Source organism: Halorhabdus sp. SVX81, from assembly GCF_029207715.1.
GTDB lineage: Archaea > Halobacteriota > Halobacteria > Halobacteriales > Haloarculaceae > Halorhabdus.
The window spans coordinates 1444964-1463849 of sequence record NZ_CP104322.1 but is presented as its reverse complement, the minus strand read 5'-3'; the positions used below and the strand labels follow the sequence as shown (position 1 = coordinate 1463849).

Below are 18886 nucleotides of genomic sequence, written 5' to 3'. Positions count from 1 at the left end.
CCAAGCATGAGCGAAAACGACGATTCGGCGCTTGCCCGGCAGTTAGAACACTTCGGGCTCTCGGATACCGAGATCCAGACGTATCTGGCTGTCCTCGAACACGGAGAGGCAAAGGCGAGTACGATCGCCGACGCGACCGGCGTCTCCAAGCGATACGTCTACAGCGTGTGTGAGGAACTCGAAGATCAGGGATTCGTCGAGGTCAACGACCACGTCGTCCCGACGAAGATCCGTGCCAAGCGACCGGAAGACGTCATCGAGATCCTCTCGAATCGCCTCGACGAAATCGAACCGGCACTCGAACGCCGCTTTTCGGAAGCCGAGACACGCCCACAGCGCTTCGACGTCATCAAGTCCCGGGTCACAGTGGTCAAACGCATCGGCGAGTACATCGACGACGCCGAGCAACGTGTTGCACTCTCGATCCCGTATTCGACGCTCCCCCAAGTCGTCGAGGAGTTACAGGCTGCCGTCGACCGCGGCGTGTTCGTCCTCCTGTTGGTAACTGACGTCGACTCGGACCCAGCTGACTTCACCGAGTACGATCGCCCGATCGCGAGTGTCGTTCGGAGCTGGAACGTCCCGATTCCGGTCATGTTGGCCGTCGATCACGAACTCGGCATCATCTCGTCTTCGGAGATGATGACGGTCGCAAACAGCGACGAGCGCGCGATCTCGCTGGTACAGGACCGGATCGTCCCGACGCTGTTCGGATCGTTCCTGGCGAACTTCTGGTCGAGCGCCGACCAACAGTACGTGATCGATGCTGCGTCGCTGCCGGGGACCTACGAGAGCATCGAACAGGCCGTTTTCCAGGCGACGCTGCACCTGCGAAATGACACTGCGATTACTGCCCGGGTCGAAGCGACGCCGGCCGCTTCCGAGACGGACACCGAAACGGTCACCGGCCGGGTCGTCGCGACCCGTCAGGGGGTCGTCGACCCGATTACGAACGAGTTCCCGATCGAACACACGCTCGTGCTGGAGACCGATGAGGGACGGACGACGGTCGGCGGCCACGGAGCCTTCTTGGAGGAATACGCCGCCAGGACGGTCACACTCGAGGCCGCTGAGTGAGCGCCAACGGCCGAGCCATCGACCACCCGGAAGGCTTTAACCCGACCGCGGTCCCTGATTTGATAGAGAATGCCATCGATGCAGTCAACGCTCGGCGAAGAGGGGATCGCCGAGGAACTGGCCGCAAGTCAGCGCCAGATCTCCATCGCCGAGTTCTTCGAGAAAAACAAGCACATGCTCGGGTTCGACTCGGGAGCCCGCGCACTCGTCACGGCCGTCAAAGAAGGTGTCGACAACAGCCTCGACGCCTGCGAGGAGGCCGATATCTTCCCCGACGTCTACGTCGAAATCGAGGACGTCGGCGAGTACTACCGGCTGGTCATCGAGGACAACGGCCCGGGGATCACGCGCGAACAACTCCCGAAAGTCTTCGGGAAGCTGCTGTACGGCAGCCGGTTTCACAAACGGGAGCAGAATCGCGGTCAGCAGGGGATCGGAATCTCCGCAGCCGTCCTCTATTCGCAGTTGACGTCCGGCAAGCCCGCCAAGATCACCTCCCGGACGAAGGGCAGCGAGGAGGCCCACTACTTCGAGTTGATCATCGACACCGACACCAACGAGCCCGAGATCGACGTCGACGAGACGACGGCCTGGGATCGCCCCCACGGGACGCGAATCGAACTCGAACTGGAAGCTAATCTCCGGGCGCGCCAGCAACTGCACGATTACATCAAGCACACGGCCGTGGTTAATCCACATGCCCGTATCGAGTTCCACGAACCGAACATGGCCGAGCCGGCGAAGTTCGAGCGCGTCGAGGGCGCGGATCTCCCGGCCGAGACCGAAGAGATCCGTCCCCACCCCCACGGCGTCGAACTCGGGACGGTACTCAAGATGCTCGATGCCACCGATTCGTATTCCGTGTCCGGCTTCTTGCAGGGGGAGTTCACCCGCGTGGGCGGGAAGACGTCGGACAAGATCCTCGACAACTTCCGGGATCGGCACTTCGGCCGCGAGATGGCCTGGCAGCCACCACAGGTTCACGAAGGTGACGTCGAGGTGGCCGTCAGGGCTGCCGTCGCCAACAAGGGTAAAGACGCCACCAAATCCTTCGCCCGTGAGGTGGCCGACGCCGTCGATGGTCGCGAACGGATCGCCCATCACCAGCTCCGTACGATCGTCGACGAGGCGGCCGAGACCGCCGCCGAGGGCTTTGGGACGACGTTCGGCAGCACCGTCCGGGAGAAAGCCACGGCGGCAGCCTGGGCCCAGATCGTCGGGGACACGGACGAGGGCGATCAGCGCGAGACGCTGGCCTCGGACCTCTATGGCCTGGTCGACGAAGCCACCAGCAAACGAAAAGACGACGCGACGATCGAAGGGCTGGCCGACCGCATCGCCTCGAAGTTCGCCGATAGGGATGACCGCCACCGTTGCACCCGCGAGCAGCTCGCCGAGTACGTCGAGCGAGCCGCCGAAAACACCGAGGAGTACGACGACGCGACGATCGGTGAAACCGCCCGCGAGAACGTCGTCGAAGCGGTTTGGAGCGTGATGGCGACGGTCCCTGACGACGTGCCGAACGTCACGACCCTTGCCGACGACCGCGACGCGGCCGCCGAACTCTTAGAAGCGATGCGTGAGACCGACATCATCGCGCCGCCGACCGGCTGTCTCGCCCCGATCTCCGAGCGACTCGTCGAGGAAGGGCTCCGCAAGGAGTTCGACGCCGACTTCTACGCCGCATCCACGCGGGACGCCTCTGTCCACGGCGGCGATCCGTTTATCGTCGAGGCCGGGATCGCCTATGGCGGCGAACTTGAGGAGGGGGGGCCGGTCGACGTGATGCGATTCGCCAATCGTGTGCCACTGGTCTACCAGCGTGGGGCGTGTGCGACGACGGACGTCGTCAAGACGATCAACTGGCGCAACTACGGGCTCGACCAGCCGGGCGGCAGCGGCATTCCCAGCGGGCCGGCCGTCGTGATGGTCCACGTCGCCTCGACGAACGTCCCCTTCACGAGCGAATCGAAGGACGCCATCGCCAACATCCCCGAGATCGAAGACGAGATCGAACTCGCGATCCGCGAGGCGGCCCGCGAACTCAAGTCGTTCCTCAACGAGCGGCGGTCGCGTCGTCAGCGCCGCGAAAAGCAGGACAAACTCGGGACGATCCTCCCGGAGATGGCGACGAAGCTGACTGCGGTGACCGGGCGCGCAGAGTTGAACATCGACGACTCGCTGGCCCGGATCATGAACAACGTCCTCCTCGAGCGGGAGCGCGAGGACGGGACAGTCAGTCTTGTCGTCGAGAACAACGACAGCACGAACGCCGACGTCGAGATCACGGAGATCGTGACCGCCGAGCCGGTGAACGTCGATGCCGACGGTGACGAGGCCCGCATCGTCGAGATGGACGGCGAGTGGTTCATCAAGTGGTCGCCGACCGTTTCGAGTGGCGACGAGGCGGTTCTGACCTACGAGGTCAGCGAGGACGCAGCGTTCGACATTTCGGTCGAGGGTATCGCCGAGGAGAAACTCACAGTGGACGGTGAACAATGAGCACGGACACAGACGGAACCGACGGAACCGACGGGGACGCCCGCGAGCGGTTGATCGAGCTGGCGGCACAGTTCTACGACCAGTTCGACCGCGGTGACGTGCCCCACATGGACGTCCCGACCCGGACGAAGACCAACATCGAGTACGACCCCGAACAGAAAGTCTGGGTCTACGGCGATCGGAAGAGTACACGCTCGGCCAACAGCGTTCGGGGGGCACAGAAGCTCCTGAAGGTCATCTATTCGATCGACTTCCTCGCGAATCAACTCGAAGAAGACCGCTCTTCGACGCTGCGTGAACTGTACTACCTCAGCGAATCCTGGGACCTCGACGAGGCGCAGTTCAACAGCCAGGACGAGTCAAATCAGATCATCGAGGACTTGGAAATCGTCTCGGACGTGCGCCGTGAGGAGTTCCATATGCGTCCCGAGGAGTCCGGCGCGAAGGTGATGGGGCCGTTGCGACTTCGGGAGCAAACCAACCGCGGCGATCGGGAGATCCACTGCCAGGACGACGTGGGCCAGGGCGGCTATCAGATCCCGAACGACCCCGACACCATCGAGTTCCTTGACAACGACGCCGACTTCGTCCTCTGTGTCGAGACCGGTGGTATGCGCGATCGACTCGTCGAGAACGGCTTCGACGACGAGTACAACGCCCTGGTCGTCCACCTCGGCGGCCAGCCCGCCCGCGCGACCCGGCGGCTGACCAAGCGCCTGCACGACGAACTCGATCTGCCGGTGACGGTGTTCACTGACGGCGACCCGTGGTCCTACCGGATCTACGGCTCGGTCGCCTACGGGTCGATCAAGTCCGCCCACCTCTCGAAGTACCTCGCGACGCCGGAAGCGCAGTTCATCGGCGTCCAGCCCGAGGACATCGTCGAGTACGACCTCCCGACCGACCCGCTCGCGGACTCGGACGTGAACGCGCTGGAGTCCGAACTCGAAGACCCGCGATTCCAGACCGATTACTGGGAGGAACAGATCGAACTCCAACTCGACATCGACAAGAAGTCCGAACAGCAGGCCCTGGCCTCCTACGGCCTGGACTTCGTGACTGATACGTATCTTCCGGAGCGGTTGGACGAGATGGGCGTCCTTTAGGCCGACACGAGGAGATCAGCGTCCGCAACCTCCGAACGTACCGTTACGCAGATGCGCTTCGCTCCGAGGACTCACAAAGTGCGATGCGTGCTTCATCGGCAGAGACACTGATTATTACGACTTCTAACCCGTGTTGAGTAGCGATGTTTCGTATGCTTTCCGGGGCATTTTCTGGGCCAATTCCCACGGCACTACCTCTCAGGAGCGCGAGAATCCGTATCCAAAGGGATTGGTTCTCGTGTTTTAGCCCACCCTCGCGTGCGATTTCACCGGACACCCACTCACCGGACAGTCCCGGTACAGCCGTATCGCCGCTATCGAACTCGACTCCAGAATAGCCCGCCTCTTCGAGTTCTTGTCTCACACGTTCCCAATCGGTCATCAGTCATCTAATCGAACAATACCGACGTGAATTTACCGTCTGTCCCGAATGATGCATGCTTCACCTGCACTTACCGAGCCAACTCCCACATTGAGATGTTTTCTGATTTGCGGTGAAAAAGCCACTCAGTACGGGTGCGCATTGCCCGGAGTCATCCCTCAGTAGAGGTTGGACGGTCAGAGACAAGACGGCTGATACGTAGCAAATCATCTTCTATCATCCCGTATGTGACTGACGCGATGACGTGCTTTCCGTCAAATCTATCGGTGTCGAAGTCGGTCTGGCTCCATGCGTCGCCAACTCGGACGTACACTTCGACATGCCCGTACTCGTCGGGGGAGTCTATCTCGATAACCTCTCCCTCCCCCTCTCCACTCCCGACTTCCTCTGACGACCAGTAAATTGTGTCATCGTTGTGGGTAACGAGTACATCAAAGACCTGGGATTCACCGCTCCCGTTCCCGAGTTCAACATGTGTAAGAATCACACCCTCTCGTCCATTCTTGCCATCGCCTATCATCGTACACCCTCCAAGAGCGGCGGTAACAACAGTAGAGGTACCTGCAAGGAACGTCCGACGATTCATGCGCCGAGTCATAGATTAGAAGAAAATGATTCTGTATTGTTAAAATTGTGGGCCCTTGTCAGCTGTAGCTGAATCTTCTGTACTGAGCGATTCCTGTGTAAGTGTGGGCAGTCTTCTATGACACCCTTTGAGGGGATCGAATTGACTGATTCCGTCATATCTCAGTCACAGATGTTGAACTGAATATCTCCTTTCTTTCCCATCTCAACCGAATTTGAAGGTGTCAGAATCCGATGCGGTAACTGTCTCTCCAAACGTCCCTGATTCAGTTGCCTGAACCGAGAACGAACACTGTAACTTCGACGGGAGGGCTTGTGCGTCCCGAATTATGAAGGGGAACTCGATCGTCCCATCCATATTGATTTCACTCATTTCTATCACGAACTGCCGGTGTGTCGTTGCACTCTGGAGACCCTGATAGTAAGTTTTGAAGCTGTCACTCTGCGTTGGTGGACTTACCAAATATCTGGGCTCTCCGTATTGCTCGAAATAGGTGTTCGGAGTGGTGAACGTCGCAGTGAACCGATCCAGCTTGTAGGACAATGACGGATCGATACTCGCGTTGAAGGTGAACCACCGTGACGGAATCGATCCCGCCGAATCGAATTGTGGTTTCCGACGGATTTCGACGTACCCGATGCTATCTGCGTCGGATTGACCCGGGAAATCCCACGACAGCTCATCTGTCGAGTTTTCGTGAACGACGGTATCAAGCGTTCGTGACCCGGTTCCAGGTAGTCCACTACACCCACCAAGAGCGGCGACAACCATTCCTCCTGTAACTAGGAGCTGCCGACGTGTCCGGTTCCTGTGATCGTTTTGTGGAGGATGCGGGGAATCAGGCATTCATAACGAATTGGAAAACAACTGAATTAGTGTCTTTGGTCTCACCGTTTGATCCGAATTACTCGCTATGGCTGTTTTGGAGGGTTCGACCCATGTACAACTCCTGCAAGATACGCGCCCTGTACTGAACGATACGTGCTTCACCTGTATTCGGCAGTGTCTTTGCTAACCATTCGACTTCTGTCGGAATTGGCGTGACTGATATAGAGAGTGAAGGCAGCACACCGACTGTGTTTGTTTGGCGTCGAAGCTGCTGAACGTCCTATTCGCTACGTGTGCCTGTTGAACAGGAACGGTACACGAGTATCCGCGAGCGAAGCGAGCGGTTCGCCGCCGGAGCGGGGTGAAACCCCGCGACGGCGGTATTTTGGCATCAACGGGTTTTACCGGGGCCCTCCCTCACTCGCGGCGCTCGTTCAGTCGAACCCCGGTAAAAGAGGTTGCTGTATTGAGCGATTCGCGAGGTCAGAAGAGGGGTGCGCTAACCGTTCTATGACACTCTGGACGACAATGACAGCGCCGTCTGTTTCCCCAGTCAAGCTAGTTCGTCGTCGTGATCTCGAGGACGTCGCGGTGATCGAGTTCCGTCTCCGCGCCCACCTGCCGCTCCGAACGGACGTCGTGAGCGTGAAGAAAGCCCTCGCCGATGTCGGTATGCAGGAAATACGCGAAGTCCTCGGCCGTCGAGCCGTCGGGAAGGACGAAACAGTCCTGCAAAAAGGTGCCGTCGTCCTGTGGCTTGCGCGCGCCGGGGAAGACGGCGATCGCGTCTAACACTTCGAACAGCGCCGTTTCGATGACGTCCTGGACGCCCGTCCCGCCGTAGGCCCCGACGAACTCACGGATCTCTTCGAGGCCCGCTGCTTTTGCCTCGGGGAGGTCAGCCGTCACTTCGAAGTCCTCGTCACCGGGCCGGTAGTCCAGCACACCCTGTTCGTCGCCGTTCTTCAGCGCCTTCTCGGCGTGGGCCGAGACAGGCACGAACGTCAGGTGCTCGTAGTCGGGATCGCTCGTCACCGCGCCCCAGTTGTCCTGTGCGGCCTCGGTGTCCATCTTGTTGGCCGCGATGACGATTGGCTTGGTCCGCATCCGGATCTCGCGGGCCAGAGCTTGCCGATCGGCTTCGTCCCACGTGTCGGGATCGAGTTCTAACTCTTCGGCGAGGATGACCTGCTTGATCTCGTCTTCACCGATCCCGAACGCCGAGAGCTGTTCGGCGAGGTCGGCCTCGATGTCTCCATCTGCGCCATTATACCCCGTCTGGTGGCGCTCGATCCCCTTCTCGAAGACATCGAGATACCACATGTCGAGTTCGTTCTCCAGGAAGTCGATGTCCTCGCGTGGGTCGTGATCCGTCGTCGGTTCACCCTCCAGATCCGTCTCGCCGGTGAAGTCCACGACGTGGATCAGGACGTCCGCCTCGTTCAGGTCCGAGAGGAACTGATTGCCGAGCCCCTTGCCCTCGTGAGCGCCGGGGACGAGCCCCGCGACGTCGACCAGCTTCGTCGGAACGAAGCGGACGCCATCGTCACAGTAGCCGTGATTCGGCGTGCAGGTGTGGCCGAATTCGGGGGCTGCACACTCGACCCGGACGTACGCCTCGCCGACCGAGGGGTCGATCGTCGTGAACGGATAGGCCCCCTCCGGCACGTCGTTCATCGTCGCCGCATTGAAGAACGTGGACTTCCCCACCGAGGGTTTGCCCACGAGACCGATCTTGTAGCTCATTGGCGACTAGCGGGCCATGGGCGGCTAAAGCGTTCTCAATCGACGGGACAGCGGGTGTAAGTACCACACATGGGGTGGCCCCACGTCAGGACGCACTCGGCCAGCCCACGCGGCCCCATCCATCCGGGCATGAGTGAAGCGATGGCTCGCCGGTCGTCCAACGGCGTCATTTGGCGGTAGGCGTTCCGCCGGTGGCCCACACTGCCCACTTGCCCGGGGGATGTCGGATTTCCGCCATCGAGGCACAAGGACTTTCGACGTCGGGCTGTATCCTTATCGAAATGACAGGCGTTCGTGAACATGCGTCACAGCACGATTCCATCGCGGACCTCCCGCTGGTGACCGAGTTGGCCCGGATCACCGATGTCGTCGCGATGGACGCCGACCGCCGCTCGGACGTCGAGGACGCCGTCACCCGACAACTCGAAACGGCAGGGCTCGGAGGTACGTACGGTTCGCTCGACGATCCAGAAACGTGGGACAAGTTGTCCGAACGGCTTGTCGAGGACGGGCATGCGGACGTGGCTCGAACCGTGACGACGTTGTCGAGGCGCTATCATCGACCGACGCCGATGCTCACGCGCGTCCGGTTCGAGACCGACGAGGACGTAGATTTCGTCGCGGGACAGTACGTCGGCTTTCAGTACGACGGCATCCCACGGGCCTACTCGCTGTCGGGCTCGCCGACGCGCGAGGACCTCGAGATCTGTGTCCGGCGCGTCCCGGGCGGCCGGCTGTCGCCGCGGATCTGTGACGACCTCTCACCCGGCGATTCGGTCACCATCCGCGGCCCGTACGGCGAACTCGTCCTCGGCGATCACTCGCCGCGGGACACGGTGTTCGTCGCGACCGGCACGGGTGTCGCCCCGCTGAAGAGCATGATCGACTACATCTTCGAGACTGGGCGCGATGAGTATGCCGGGGAGAAGCGTGACATCTGGCTGTTCCTCGGGGCCGACTGGGACGACGATCTGCCATACCGCGAGGAGCTCCGCGAACTCGATCGAACGCACGAGAACTTTCACTTCGTGCCGTGTCTCGTCTTCGAGCCGCTACTGGCCGACTGGGACGGGGAGACGGAGTTCGTCCAGCACAGCCTGCTCAAACATGTCGATCCGTCGGTCGTGACGGCAGGGCTCGGCAAGCCGCTCGAAGGCTGGCTCCGGAAACGACCGCGGTCTGGTGTCGATGCCCGACTCGATCCGTCCACCATGGACGTCTACGCCTGCGGAATCAACGCGATGGTGTATGGACTCGTCAGGGTGGTCGAAGAGCTCGGTGTCCCCCAAACCCGGATCGAAGCCGAAGGGTTCGGGTAGCGGAGCCGGAGCGTTCACTCGCCGGTGGCGGACGAGCTATTATCTGTTCCGCACCCGTCGAAAACACCATGGCTGACATGACTGCCGACGAAGCCCTGGAGAAGTACGGGCCCAGCGAGACGACTCGGGCGGATTTCCTGGAGATCGACGATCCGAACTACGCGCCCGAGAACGTCGCCATCGTCACGGGTGGCGGGGCGGGGATCGGGCGCGCGACCGCCCACGCGTTCGCGGCGAACGGCCTGACCGTTGTCGCCACTGACCGGGACGAAGCGGGACTCGCGGACACGCGATCAAAAGCGGCTGCCATGGATCTCCCGGGGGAAGTCGTCACCGTCGCCGGGGACCTGGCCGACGACGACGCGCTCGAACGGATCGTCGATCGGGCGGGCGAGCACGGATCGCTCCGGTACCTGATCAACAACGCGGGGATCCAGACCGTCGCCCCCATCGAGGCGTTCCCGATCGAGAAGTACGACCTGATGCACGACGTGATGCAGCGCGCGCCGCTCGTGCTGAGCAAACACTGTCTCCCGCACTTCAGGGCGAACGACGACGGCCGCGGCGTCGTGGGCAACATGTGCTCGGTCCACGGTCACATCGTCACCCGGGACAAAGTGGCCTACAACACCATCAAGTTCGGCCTCCGTGGACTGACCCAGTCGATCGCCGCCGAGGGCGAGGGGCAGGTCCGGGCCTTTTCGGTCAGTACGGCCTACGTCAAGACCGCACTCGTCGCGAAGCAACTCCCCGACACCGCCGACCGACGCGGAATGACCGTCAAGGAGGTCGTCGAGAACGTCATGCTCGAACGCACCCGCGTCAAGGAGATGATGGAGCCCTACGAGGTCGCGAACCTCTTCGTGATGGGGTGTTCGGAACACAGCAGGCACCTCAACGGGGGCGACATGACCCACGAGGGTGGGATGAGTCTGACGTACTGACGAGCGACGACGCGGGTCGATCCCCCTCGTGACGGCCGCACGCGGAGCCGTCACCACATGAGAGATCGCTGGCTGTATCCATGGGGACTGGGCTCCGTGGCGTTCGGGAGGTGCCTCGCTTCTCGTGCCGCGGTACATCGTCGAACTGGGCGCGTCGCCGGTCCAGCTCGGCGTGTTGGCCTCGACGGCCGCGATCGTCGGGGGCCCGGGATCGATTCTGTTCGGCCGACTTGCCGACCGTGTCGACCGCCGGCGTGACGTGTCAGTCCTCCAGGTACGTCTCCTCGATCCCCTGATCGCCGCCGAGCAGGCCAGTCAGCGACCGCGTCCCCCTGTCGAACACCGTGACGAGCGGGCCCAGGATCCATTCGACGGCGGCGATCGGGCGCGAGACCCGCAGACTCCAGGCTTCGGCGTGTCCGAGTCCGTAGGACTTCGGGACGATCTCGCCGAAGACGAGGATGAGGACGGTCGTCGCCAGCGTCGAAAGCACGACCGTGATCCCGGGCGGGACGTACGTCGCGACCAGGAGCGTGACGATGCTCGTGATCGCGATGTTGACGAGGTTGTTGCCGACCAGCAGCGTGACCAGCAGCCGGTGTGGGTTCCCGCGTAACTCCTGCAGTGTCAGACTCGCCGCCGACTCGTCGGCCGCGGTGGCCTGAATCCACTCCTCGGGTAGCGAGAACAGCGCCGATTCGCTGCTGGAGAAAAAGGCGCTGACGCCCAGCAGGATGGCGACGGCGACGACCGATGGAACCAGTGTCGAGAGGACGCTCATACGGACCCATCCCTCCGCACACTCAAGAGCGTTGGCCGGCCGGTCAGCCGGCGTCGCGGTCCGACAGGAACCTCCGGGCCGACTCCCGTCCGTCCTCGATCAGCGTCTCGATGAATTGCGGATCCCGATCGAGCTTCGTGTGCCAGTCGAGGTTCCGGGTCAGCCGATCGTCTCGACCAGCGGGATGACTTCCCGTAACTCGGCGGGCCAGGACGCCGGGATCAGCGAGACGTCGGTCATCATCAGCGCCGGCGACTTGGCGATGGCGTCGCCGGCCATCAGCATGACCGACAGCGTCGCCATGAACGGCAGCAGCGTCCAGACGCCGTCGACCCACCCCTCCATGGTCGCCCGCGGGCCCGTCCCAGCGGCGAGCGCCCCCCAGAAACGTCAGGAACGTGAGTATTATTGCGATCGTGTATGGGTCCGGAATGTATCGCAACGACCATTCGGAGAACCACTCCCCAGTCCGCCGTATCGGATCGAGCAGGGACATCGGCGTATGCTATCAAAGGATAGACGTTCTGTAAAAAGCATTCCGCCGAGCGGAGCACGGCCATTTATCTGTCCGCGGGCTGACTACATTGATGGAGTGAAAATTCCAATGGCAATACTCGATTCGTTCGGCGGCCTGGTCGCGAGTCTCATCGCGGCCCTGGTACTGTTGGTGTTCGCAATATTGAGCTTCTTCGTGACGATGTTCATCGTGGACGCCGGCGCGGGGCTGGCGGGACTGTCACCGGACGCCGGCTTCGTGACGTTGTCGGCGGCGATCATTTCGGCTGCCGCGATCATCGGCGGCGCGTCGCCGCTGACCGGCCTCGCTGGGGAGTGAAGAATCACCGATACCGGTTCAAGTGGTTGCGTCTGTCGTGAGGTTTGGACACCCCGGTTGGACAGACCGGTCCACGCAACCGCGAGGTCTTTCCATCCGTGCCGAACTCTCTGTCGCGGTCGATTGGTGCGCATACTTCCCATTCCGGTCCCCGTAGCCGTTCATCGAACGGGGTTCAACTACTCTGTATTTCGAACAGGTCGATCGCGTTCGTGCGAGCGATAGCAAGCGGGCGCTGAGGGATTTGAACTACGCGAACACGGTCACCTCGCTTCGCTCGGTGCTGCGTGTTCTCTACTCAAATCCCACAGGTGGCGCATTTGCTGCTAACGGATTGTTCGCAGCAAAATGCTACGGGCGCTGAGGGATTTGAACCCCCGACAGCTTGGTCCGAAGCCAAGTACTCTGTCCAGGCTGAGCTAAGCGCCCACGGAGCCGTGGCCGACCCTTCGCATTACCCCAAAACGTACCCACTGTAAAAAATGTCTCTATCCGTCCCGGCGACCCCACCTCATTTCCCAGATTGCGCCACGCTTTTCCATACTATGCCCATAATATTCCCAATGCCTGTCACTGACGACGAGCTAATGGCCGAGATCCTCGAAACGAGCGAGACAATCGCAGTTGTGGGTTGCTCATCGACACCCGGCAAGGCCGCTCACGATATCCCGAAGTACCTGTTGGAAGCGGGCTACGACGTGATCCCCGTCAATCCCTTCGCCGAAACCATCTTCGGCCGTGATGCGTACGACTCCCTCTTGGCCGTCCCCGACGAGGTCGACGTCGTCAACGTGTTCCGCCCGGGCGAGGAAGTCCCCGATATCGTCGAGAGTGCACTCGACCGCGAGGACGACGCCGTGATCTGGCTTCAGGAGGGGATCACCCACGACGAGAGCGCGCGAAAGGCGGAAGCTGCGGGTCGCCAATTCGTTCAGGACCGGTGTATGAAGGTCGAACACCAGCGGCTGCTCGGGTGATCCGTCCGGGGCCCGAATCGATGCCCAGCATCACTTGCCAGGTGGTGGCGTTCACTGATTAGGCGTCACTGGTTTCGGCGTCGACATCGGCTGCCTCACTCCTGTTCCCATCAGTGTCGCCTGCTTTGTCGGTGACCTCCGCACCCTCTTCGACGGCGTCGATGTCGGCATCTGCGATCACGGTCTCGACGTCGAGGCCCTGGCTCTCGGCGATGGCTTCGATCAGAGCGCGTTGTTCGGCGAGATCAGTCTCGATCTCGTCGACTTGCTCGCTCGTGGTCGCGACCTCCTCGCGGAGTGACTGGACTTGCCCGCGGAGTTGGTTCATCTTTTCGTAGAGATCCTCTGCCGCACTGGTGACTTTCTGCAGTTTTTTGGCCGTGTCTCCGAATCCCATGCCCAGCAATTGCGACTCGGGATTTGTGCGCTTTTCGGTGGGGATCGACGAGCGTCGGTGTTAAGATACCGGCGGTCGGACTGCCTGCTATGAACCGAATGCGTCTCGCGCCAGCCGTCGGGATCCTCGCGTGTCTGTCGTTTCTGGGCGCGTTGGTGTTTCCGTTCCGCGCTGGATCGGTGAGCACGTACTATACGTCAGGGGCGCTGAACCCTCTCTTTGGTGGGTTATTTGCCCTGGTCACGGTGATCGTCTTCGCCGCGGGTCGGGAAGACCGCACGGATCCGCCATTGGCAGCCGGTGTCGCACTGGCGCTTGGTATCCTGATCGCAGCGATCGTCGTTCTCTGGCTCGTGACCGCCCGAACGGACGTCCTCTCGATCACCTGGCTCCACCGGTATGCACTCGCCGGGACGGCGGTCGCGATCCCGATCACGGCGATCTGGTACGCTCGCGAATTGGGAATCTGGTGAGCGGTCGTTTCGCCAGCAAATCCACGAGCCGAAAGGCCCTTATGGGTTAGTGAGGAAGAGTAAACTGGACTAGGCCGGGCGGTTAGGCCCCGCTCTTTCCCCGCGCTATGGTCTTCAGCGGGGGCCAAACCCCGGGGGCGTCCGTGCAGACGGGCGCGGGCCCCGTTAGCCAACGTCGAAGCCTCGTCCTGCGGGGGTAGCGGTCGACGCTGAATCGCCTGCAGGGGCGTGCCGGTGTCGTTAACCGGGGGCAATCCGCCAGGCGCGGAAGCGAGCAGCGGACCCCCGGACACCTGCCGCTCGCAGGGTCGCGGGGTGGAGGAGGCACGCGGGATTCCCCACGCTCGAACGCCGGGCCATCCCGGGCGTCCACTCCATTCATACCGATTCAGCAATCCGTGAGCGATGGGTCCCAAAACTCCATCCCGTTGGATCGCCGTCACGCGATCGAAATAGCCAGGGATTTATTCGCCCCTATCGATCACACTGTGTCCCAATGTCCACGGAGAAGTACCCGTCCGTTTCGCTGCACAACGTCGCGGAGTTGGAGAACGCGGAATGGACAACTCAGGGCGATCGACTGTCTCGCGTCCCGGAATCAGTCAGAAGTGACCTGAACGAGGAGGCACGTCACAGAGTTCGCCATCCCACGCACAGCGAGATTCGGTTCGTCCCCGAAGAAGACACCGAGGAGATCGAGATCACGCTCTCGGCTCCCGAGCGAGCGGAGCTTCGGATCTTCTGGGGGTCGTTTCAGCCGTGGGAGGCCAAGGCGATCGATTCGACGCCGAAGACGTTCACGCTCGGTGTGCCCGAGCGATTGGCTGAACTCGATGACAGCGTCGACGAGGGCCGATTCGATCCGCGCGTCTGCCGGATTGCCTTCGAGCGGTTCGTCCCCGTCGCACTCCACGACGTCTCCGGGCACTGTCGTCCGCCGACGGCCGCGGAACTCCCGGACCGGCGGTATCTCGCGTACGGCACCTCGATCACCGAGGGGGCGAAAGCTTCTGCGGCACACTTGAGTTTCGTCTCTCAGCTCGCCCGGCTGAATGACTACGATGTGGTGAACCTCGGCTGTTCCGGGTCGGCGTACGCGGACCCCGCGATGGCCGAGTACATCGCCGATCGCGAGGATTGGGACGTTGCGACGCTGGCGCTGTCGGTCAACATGGCGAACGCCGAGTTCACGAGGGCCGAGTTCCGCGAGCGCGCCGAGTACTTCGTCAATACCATCGCACAAGCCCATCCCGAGAAACCGGTCGTTTGTGTGACGCTGTTCCCGTACTTCGCCGACGTCACCGAATCGGGCGATCCGGCGCGCGCCGAAGCGTTCCGGAGTGCCTTGGGAACTGTCGTCGAAGACTCACCGCACCAAAATGTCTCCCTTGTCGACGGCACGGAGCTTCTCGACGCATCGGAACTCACCTGGGACATCCTCCATCCTGCTGACGAGGGGATGCGTTCCATCGCGGCGGGGCTGGCACCGCGCCTCGACGAACGCCGAAAATAATTCTCGCGTTGTCCCAGATCGTTTGCGGACGCCGTTTACTCCTCGGTAGCGAGAGGACCGGAGCCCGCGAGTTCGAGTTCACCACCGATCGTGCGGTTGGGGTACGGGATGTTGATGTCGGCCTCGTCGAAGCGCTCCTTGACAGTCTTGACGTATTCAGCGCGGATCTTCACGAAGTCCGACCGGCTTGGATTGTCGATCCAGATCCGCGATTGCAGACCCACAGAGGAATCGCCAAGTTCGACGAGTCGAACGGAGGGTTCAGGATCGTCGAGGATCTCGTCGTGTGCCTCGGCCTCCTCGATGATGATCTCAGTCGCCGCGTCGATGTCGTCGTCGTACCCGATGCCGAAGGTGAACTTCATCCGAAGCTCGTCTTTGGCGACGGGGTTTTTGATGACGCCGTCGGTCAAGTGGGAGTTGGGGACGGTGAGCAGTTCGTTGTCGAACGTGCGGATCCGGGTCACCCGGAGGCTGATGTCCTCGACGACCCCGGAGTGGTCGTCCCATTCGATCCAGTCGCCGATTCGGAACGGTTTGTCGGTGAAGATGAACACGCCGGCGACGAAGTTCGCGATGACGTCCTGCATCGCGAAGCCGATGGCGAGCGTCGCGGCGGCGGCGATGGTCGCCAGCGACGTGAGGAAGTTGCCGAACCCGGCCATCTGGAAGGCGACGGCGACGGCAACGAAGACGATCAGGCCCCGCGTGAGCTTCAGAATCGGTATCGATGCGTGTTTGTCCACGCCACGTGATCGCAGGCCACGTCGGACGATGGGCTGGACTGTGGCACGACCGAGAAGCGACACCAGCCCGAGCACGAGGACGAACGTGATCGTCGAGCCGATCGCCCCCGCATACGGGACGTTCTGTTCGGCAAGCAGATCACTGATGACGCCCACCAGTGGCACGAACGTGATCGAGCTCATCGTTTGAGAACAGTTGTGTGGCCGCGTGTGTCCACGACCGTTGCGTTCGTCCGCTCGGCAAGCTCCGCGGCGAGCGTCGCCGGTTCGCCCTCGGATCGAGCCGCACGTAAGAACTTGACCTTGACCAGGCCGCGTTCGTGCAACTGATCACCGAGTTCGTCGACGACCGCGTCGAGCCCCTTTTTGCCGACCCAGACCGTCACGTCCAGGTCATGCATCGCGTTTTCGGGTGTCACGTCACTCATACCCCGTTGTTCGTCCCCAGACTGTTTGAAGCTTCGGCACTGGACCGGGGTTGAGCCACCACAGCGGCGCAGAAAATGTCGTTGACGAACGATCGGCTACTGGTCGTCGTAGGGATAGCGAGCGTGGCTACCACAGTCACAGCTAATCACGACGTGGCCGTTCTGCGTGCGGACGCGGGCCGATCGACCGGGAAGCAAGTACGCCCCACAGTCCGCACACGTGAATCGATCGAACCGGTCGGGTAGTGACAACCGATGGCGCTGGGCGATACGTTTCGCCCGGCGAACGTGGCTTCGAGCCCGTTGGTCATTTCCTGAACGGGCAGCCTCGCGGGCTGCTTCGTGCAGCCGCTGAATCCGCTCTCTGGCGATGGCTGCGTCATCACTCATTAGCATGCAATAACGGTGTGTGGGGGTTAGGGATGTCGATCCGCCGTCGAAACAAGACACAACGCATTAATCACTCGTCGCCGAATCCACGGTCAGCATGAGTCTGCCGTCCGTCGCCGCGTTCACCGACACCTATCTCCCGACGGTCAACGGCGTCACCTACACGGTCCAGTCCTGGCGCGACGCCTGGCACCGTCGTGGCGGTGATATGCCGATTATCTACCCCGCCGCCGACGACTACGACCCCGACGATCGGGAGTATCCGGTCCGGAGCCTGCCGTTTCCGTTCTACGAGGGATTCCGGATCGGTGTCCCGCAGGTCCCGGACGAAGTTGGCGAGATGGACCTCGTCCACGCTCACACGCCTTTCGGGCTGGGAATGAGTGCAAAGCGAGTTGCACGTTCACAGGATCTCCCGCTGGTCGCCTCATATCATACGCCGACCAGCGAGTACGCGTCGTACGTCTCGCTTGGTGATCGCGTCGAGCGGACGATCCGCAAGACGGCCCAGAGCTACGAGCGGTGGTTCTTCGATCGCGCCGACGTCGTAGTCACACCGAGCGAGCGGACACGCGAGCACGTCCGTGAATCGGTTGGCGTGTCAACGCCCGTCGAGGTAGTCTCGAACGGCGTCGACATCGAGCGGTTCAAGCCCGTCGAGACGGCCGACTTCCGTGATCGATACGACCTGCCCGAGGACCGGCCGATCGTCGGGTACACCGGCCGCCACGGCTACGAGAAGTGTCTGCCGGACATCGTCGCCGCCACCGACGGCATGGACGTCACGGTCGTCTTCGGCGGCGACGGCCCCGCTCGCGAGGACCTCGAATCCCGGGCCGCCGCGGCCGACGTGGACGTGCGGTTCCTCGGTTTCCTGCCGCGCGAGGAGTTGCCCGCGTTTTACTCCATTCTGGACGCTTTCGCATTCCCGAGCCCGGTCGAGACGCAAGGGCTGGTCGCCCTGGAGGCCAACGCCTGCGGGACGCCAGTCGCCGGCGTCGACAGCGGCGCACTCTCAGTCACTATCGAGGACGGCGTCACCGGCTACACGTATCCCCAAGGAGACATCGGGGCCTTCCGGGAGGCAATCGAGCGCGTGCTTTCGGAACGCGGGGAACTCGGCGAGGCATGTCTCGACAGCCGGGAGGCGATCAGCATCGAGAACGCCGTCGACACGCTGGAAGACGTTTATCGGGACCTGCTGTGAATTACGGGCGACAGTCCGCGTCAGGTGACCTGACAGCAATGTGGACGTCAGCTCGACGCTCAGGCGAATCCCCTTCCAGGGTTAGCTCTTCTCTGATGGACACCGGGACGGTGTAGGTTCCCGGCTCGATATCGTCGCTGACGGACACGGTATACGAAATCGAGACCGTCCTATCCCGGCCCCAACTCCAGACTGGCGGGTCCGACTCCAGTGTCGCGTTCGGCGACGGATCGATCCTCGTCACCGTCGCCTCGATATGCTCAGTGACGAGATTCGTCCTGACCGAAACGAACGAGGATTCGGCGACATCCACCATGAGCGTCTTGTCCCTGGATTCACCGGGGTGGAGACAGATCGACGCGCCGGCGTTGATCCGATCTGACTCAACCGTGTCCGTTTGGTTCGCTTCACCTGCTGACTCCGACTCCTGTCCATGTTCAACACGATCCGCCGGCGTCCGCGCCGGTGTGGCCGACTGGTCACCGGTCGACGCGTCGCCCGTCGGCGTGGCTGTTCCGTTTTGCTCGTCCGGTTGTCTCCCCTCCTCGCTGGCCTCTAAACCCAGGACTGCTGTCCCGATGCCGCCAACGGCAGCCAGGCCTGCCACGGCCCCGGTGATGACTGATCGCCGCTTCACATCACCAGGCCC

General features: G+C 62.0%; 20 protein-coding genes, 1 tRNA gene, 1 other RNA gene and 1 pseudogene. 12 read left to right on the top strand and 11 right to left on the bottom strand.

Going from position 1 to position 18886, the window contains the following annotated elements; genetic code table 11:
* Positions 1-6: 6 nt before the first annotated feature.
* From SVXhr_RS07320 to SVXhr_RS07310, 3 genes are all read left to right on the top strand, one after another.
* A complete protein-coding gene (locus tag SVXhr_RS07320; RefSeq protein WP_275736567.1) occupies positions 7-1077 on the top strand; it encodes a TrmB family transcriptional regulator in 1071 nt (356 codons plus the stop codon).
* Positions 1078-1146: 69 nt separating this feature from the next.
* On the top strand, positions 1147-3579 hold the full coding sequence (locus SVXhr_RS07315; protein WP_275740841.1) for a DNA topoisomerase VI subunit B: 2433 nt from the start codon (positions 1147-1149) through the stop codon (positions 3577-3579).
* Positions 3576-4685: a DNA topoisomerase IV subunit A gene (locus tag SVXhr_RS07310; RefSeq protein ID WP_275740839.1), complete on the top strand. Its 1110-nt coding sequence runs from the start codon at positions 3576-3578 to the stop codon at positions 4683-4685. Before SVXhr_RS07315 ends, SVXhr_RS07310 begins: the two co-directional genes overlap by 4 nt.
* 533 nt (positions 4686-5218) lie before the next feature.
* On the opposite strand, the gene SVXhr_RS07305 is transcribed toward SVXhr_RS07310, so the two are convergent.
* The 3 genes from SVXhr_RS07305 to SVXhr_RS07295 form a co-directional block, all read right to left on the bottom strand.
* A complete protein-coding gene (locus tag SVXhr_RS07305; RefSeq protein ID WP_275740837.1) occupies positions 5219-5653 on the bottom strand; it encodes a hypothetical protein in 435 nt (144 codons plus the stop codon).
* Between the two features lie 204 nt (positions 5654-5857).
* A complete protein-coding gene (locus tag SVXhr_RS07300; protein ID WP_275740835.1) occupies positions 5858-6499 on the bottom strand; it encodes a hypothetical protein in 642 nt (213 codons plus the stop codon).
* Between the two features lie 540 nt (positions 6500-7039).
* Positions 7040-8227: a redox-regulated ATPase YchF gene (locus SVXhr_RS07295; RefSeq protein ID WP_275740833.1), complete on the bottom strand. Its 1188-nt coding sequence runs from the start codon at positions 8225-8227 to the stop codon at positions 7040-7042.
* A 281-nt stretch (positions 8228-8508) separates the two neighbouring features.
* Here SVXhr_RS07295 and SVXhr_RS07290 point away from each other — a divergent pair, with 281 nt between their 5' ends.
* The 3 genes and pseudogenes from SVXhr_RS07290 to SVXhr_RS14645 form a co-directional block, all read left to right on the top strand.
* A complete protein-coding gene (locus SVXhr_RS07290) occupies positions 8509-9546 on the top strand; it encodes an FAD-binding oxidoreductase (RefSeq protein ID WP_275740831.1) in 1038 nt (345 codons plus the stop codon).
* Between the two features lie 68 nt (positions 9547-9614).
* Entirely contained in the window at positions 9615-10490 is an 876-nt protein-coding gene (locus SVXhr_RS07285) for an SDR family NAD(P)-dependent oxidoreductase (RefSeq protein WP_275740829.1), read from the top strand.
* A 57-nt stretch (positions 10491-10547) separates the two neighbouring features.
* Positions 10548-10746: pseudogene (locus tag SVXhr_RS14645) on the top strand (MFS transporter); the annotation flags it as partial.
* Between the two features lie 6 nt (positions 10747-10752).
* Here the strand turns inward: SVXhr_RS14645 and SVXhr_RS07280 are convergent.
* Complete coding sequence (locus SVXhr_RS07280) at positions 10753-11271, bottom strand: DUF21 domain-containing protein (RefSeq protein WP_275740827.1); 519 nt, start codon at positions 11269-11271, stop codon at positions 10753-10755.
* Positions 11272-11430: 159 nt separating this feature from the next.
* Positions 11431-11616 (bottom strand): TIGR00366 family protein, encoded by a 186-nt coding sequence (locus SVXhr_RS07275; RefSeq protein WP_275740825.1) that lies wholly within the window; start codon positions 11614-11616, stop codon positions 11431-11433.
* 259 nt (positions 11617-11875) lie between these two features.
* On the opposite strand from SVXhr_RS07275, the gene SVXhr_RS07270 reads away from it, so the two are divergent.
* Positions 11876-12106 carry a hypothetical protein gene (locus tag SVXhr_RS07270; RefSeq protein ID WP_275740823.1) on the top strand — a complete coding sequence of 77 codons (231 nt, stop codon included), beginning with the start codon at positions 11876-11878 and terminating at the stop codon, positions 12104-12106.
* A gap of 354 nt (positions 12107-12460) precedes the next feature.
* Here the strand turns inward: SVXhr_RS07270 and SVXhr_RS07265 are convergent.
* Positions 12461-12535: transfer RNA gene (locus SVXhr_RS07265), tRNA-Arg, on the bottom strand.
* Between the two features lie 134 nt (positions 12536-12669).
* Here SVXhr_RS07265 and SVXhr_RS07260 point away from each other — a divergent pair.
* Positions 12670-13083, top strand: coding sequence for a CoA-binding protein (locus tag SVXhr_RS07260; RefSeq protein ID WP_275740821.1), 414 nt, complete (start codon positions 12670-12672; stop codon positions 13081-13083).
* A gap of 58 nt (positions 13084-13141) precedes the next feature.
* Here SVXhr_RS07260 and SVXhr_RS07255 read toward each other — a convergent pair whose 3' ends face one another.
* Positions 13142-13480: a DUF5798 family protein gene (locus SVXhr_RS07255; RefSeq protein WP_275740819.1), complete on the bottom strand. Its 339-nt coding sequence runs from the start codon at positions 13478-13480 to the stop codon at positions 13142-13144.
* An 89-nt stretch (positions 13481-13569) separates the two neighbouring features.
* Between SVXhr_RS07255 and SVXhr_RS07250 the strand changes: the two genes are divergently transcribed.
* From SVXhr_RS07250 to SVXhr_RS07240, 3 genes are all read left to right on the top strand, one after another.
* Positions 13570-13953 (top strand): hypothetical protein, encoded by a 384-nt coding sequence (locus SVXhr_RS07250; protein WP_275740817.1) that lies wholly within the window; start codon positions 13570-13572, stop codon positions 13951-13953.
* A 62-nt stretch (positions 13954-14015) separates the two neighbouring features.
* Positions 14016-14328: signal recognition particle sRNA (ffs, locus tag SVXhr_RS07245), an RNA gene on the top strand.
* Positions 14329-14449: 121 nt separating this feature from the next.
* Positions 14450-15466: an SGNH/GDSL hydrolase family protein gene (locus tag SVXhr_RS07240; RefSeq protein ID WP_275740815.1), complete on the top strand. Its 1017-nt coding sequence runs from the start codon at positions 14450-14452 to the stop codon at positions 15464-15466.
* A gap of 35 nt (positions 15467-15501) precedes the next feature.
* Here the strand turns inward: SVXhr_RS07240 and SVXhr_RS07235 are convergent, their stop codons facing one another.
* The 3 genes from SVXhr_RS07235 to SVXhr_RS07225 form a co-directional block, all read right to left on the bottom strand.
* Positions 15502-16395 carry a mechanosensitive ion channel family protein gene (locus SVXhr_RS07235; RefSeq protein ID WP_275740814.1) on the bottom strand — a complete coding sequence of 298 codons (894 nt, stop codon included), beginning with the start codon at positions 16393-16395 and terminating at the stop codon, positions 15502-15504.
* A complete protein-coding gene (locus SVXhr_RS07230) occupies positions 16392-16640 on the bottom strand; it encodes a YhbY family RNA-binding protein (protein ID WP_275740812.1) in 249 nt (82 codons plus the stop codon). The genes SVXhr_RS07235 and SVXhr_RS07230 overlap by 4 nt, the downstream gene beginning before the upstream one ends.
* Positions 16641-16736: 96 nt before the next feature.
* On the bottom strand, positions 16737-17030 hold the full coding sequence (locus SVXhr_RS07225) for a ribonuclease P protein component 4 (protein ID WP_275740810.1): 294 nt from the start codon (positions 17028-17030) through the stop codon (positions 16737-16739).
* A 97-nt stretch (positions 17031-17127) separates the two neighbouring features.
* Here SVXhr_RS07225 and SVXhr_RS07220 point away from each other — a divergent pair, with 97 nt between their 5' ends.
* Positions 17128-18237 (top strand): glycosyltransferase, encoded by a 1110-nt coding sequence (locus tag SVXhr_RS07220; protein WP_275740807.1) that lies wholly within the window; start codon positions 17128-17130, stop codon positions 18235-18237.
* Position 18238: 1 nt separating this feature from the next.
* On the opposite strand, the gene SVXhr_RS07215 is transcribed toward SVXhr_RS07220, so the two are convergent.
* Positions 18239-18874, bottom strand: coding sequence for a hypothetical protein (locus SVXhr_RS07215; protein WP_275740804.1), 636 nt, complete (start codon positions 18872-18874; stop codon positions 18239-18241).
* Positions 18875-18886 lie beyond the last annotated feature (12 nt).

Bases quoted from the DNA above. Each gene is read 5' to 3' on its own strand.
- SVXhr_RS07240 (WP_275740815.1), top strand. From the start codon at position 14,450: ATGTCCACGGAGAAGTACCCGTCCGTTTCGCTGCACAACGTCGCGGAG.
- SVXhr_RS07310 (WP_275740839.1), top strand. From the start codon at position 3,576: ATGAGCACGGACACAGACGGAACCGACGGAACCGACGGGGACGCCCGC.
- SVXhr_RS07260 (WP_275740821.1), top strand. From the start codon at position 12,670: ATGCCTGTCACTGACGACGAGCTAATGGCCGAGATCCTCGAAACGAGC.
- SVXhr_RS07235 (WP_275740814.1), bottom strand. From the start codon at position 16,395: ATGAGCTCGATCACGTTCGTGCCACTGGTGGGCGTCATCAGTGATCTG.
- SVXhr_RS07280 (WP_275740827.1), bottom strand. From the start codon at position 11,271: ATGAGCGTCCTCTCGACACTGGTTCCATCGGTCGTCGCCGTCGCCATC.
- SVXhr_RS07290 (WP_275740831.1), top strand. From the start codon at position 8,509: ATGACAGGCGTTCGTGAACATGCGTCACAGCACGATTCCATCGCGGAC.
- SVXhr_RS07270 (WP_275740823.1), top strand. From the start codon at position 11,876: ATGGCAATACTCGATTCGTTCGGCGGCCTGGTCGCGAGTCTCATCGCG.
- SVXhr_RS07295 (WP_275740833.1), bottom strand. From the start codon at position 8,227: ATGAGCTACAAGATCGGTCTCGTGGGCAAACCCTCGGTGGGGAAGTCC.
- SVXhr_RS07230 (WP_275740812.1), bottom strand. From the start codon at position 16,640: ATGAGTGACGTGACACCCGAAAACGCGATGCATGACCTGGACGTGACG.
- SVXhr_RS07320 (WP_275736567.1), top strand. From the start codon at position 7: ATGAGCGAAAACGACGATTCGGCGCTTGCCCGGCAGTTAGAACACTTC.
- SVXhr_RS07275 (WP_275740825.1), bottom strand. From the start codon at position 11,616: ATGGAGGGGTGGGTCGACGGCGTCTGGACGCTGCTGCCGTTCATGGCG.
- SVXhr_RS07220 (WP_275740807.1), top strand. From the start codon at position 17,128: ATGAGTCTGCCGTCCGTCGCCGCGTTCACCGACACCTATCTCCCGACG.
- SVXhr_RS07305 (WP_275740837.1), bottom strand. From the start codon at position 5,653: ATGAATCGTCGGACGTTCCTTGCAGGTACCTCTACTGTTGTTACCGCC.
- SVXhr_RS07250 (WP_275740817.1), top strand. From the start codon at position 13,570: ATGAACCGAATGCGTCTCGCGCCAGCCGTCGGGATCCTCGCGTGTCTG.
- SVXhr_RS07300 (WP_275740835.1), bottom strand. From the start codon at position 6,499: ATGCCTGATTCCCCGCATCCTCCACAAAACGATCACAGGAACCGGACA.
- SVXhr_RS07255 (WP_275740819.1), bottom strand. From the start codon at position 13,480: ATGGGATTCGGAGACACGGCCAAAAAACTGCAGAAAGTCACCAGTGCG.
- SVXhr_RS07285 (WP_275740829.1), top strand. From the start codon at position 9,615: ATGGCTGACATGACTGCCGACGAAGCCCTGGAGAAGTACGGGCCCAGC.
- SVXhr_RS07225 (WP_275740810.1), bottom strand. From the start codon at position 17,030: ATGAGTGATGACGCAGCCATCGCCAGAGAGCGGATTCAGCGGCTGCAC.
- SVXhr_RS07315 (WP_275740841.1), top strand. From the start codon at position 1,147: ATGCCATCGATGCAGTCAACGCTCGGCGAAGAGGGGATCGCCGAGGAA.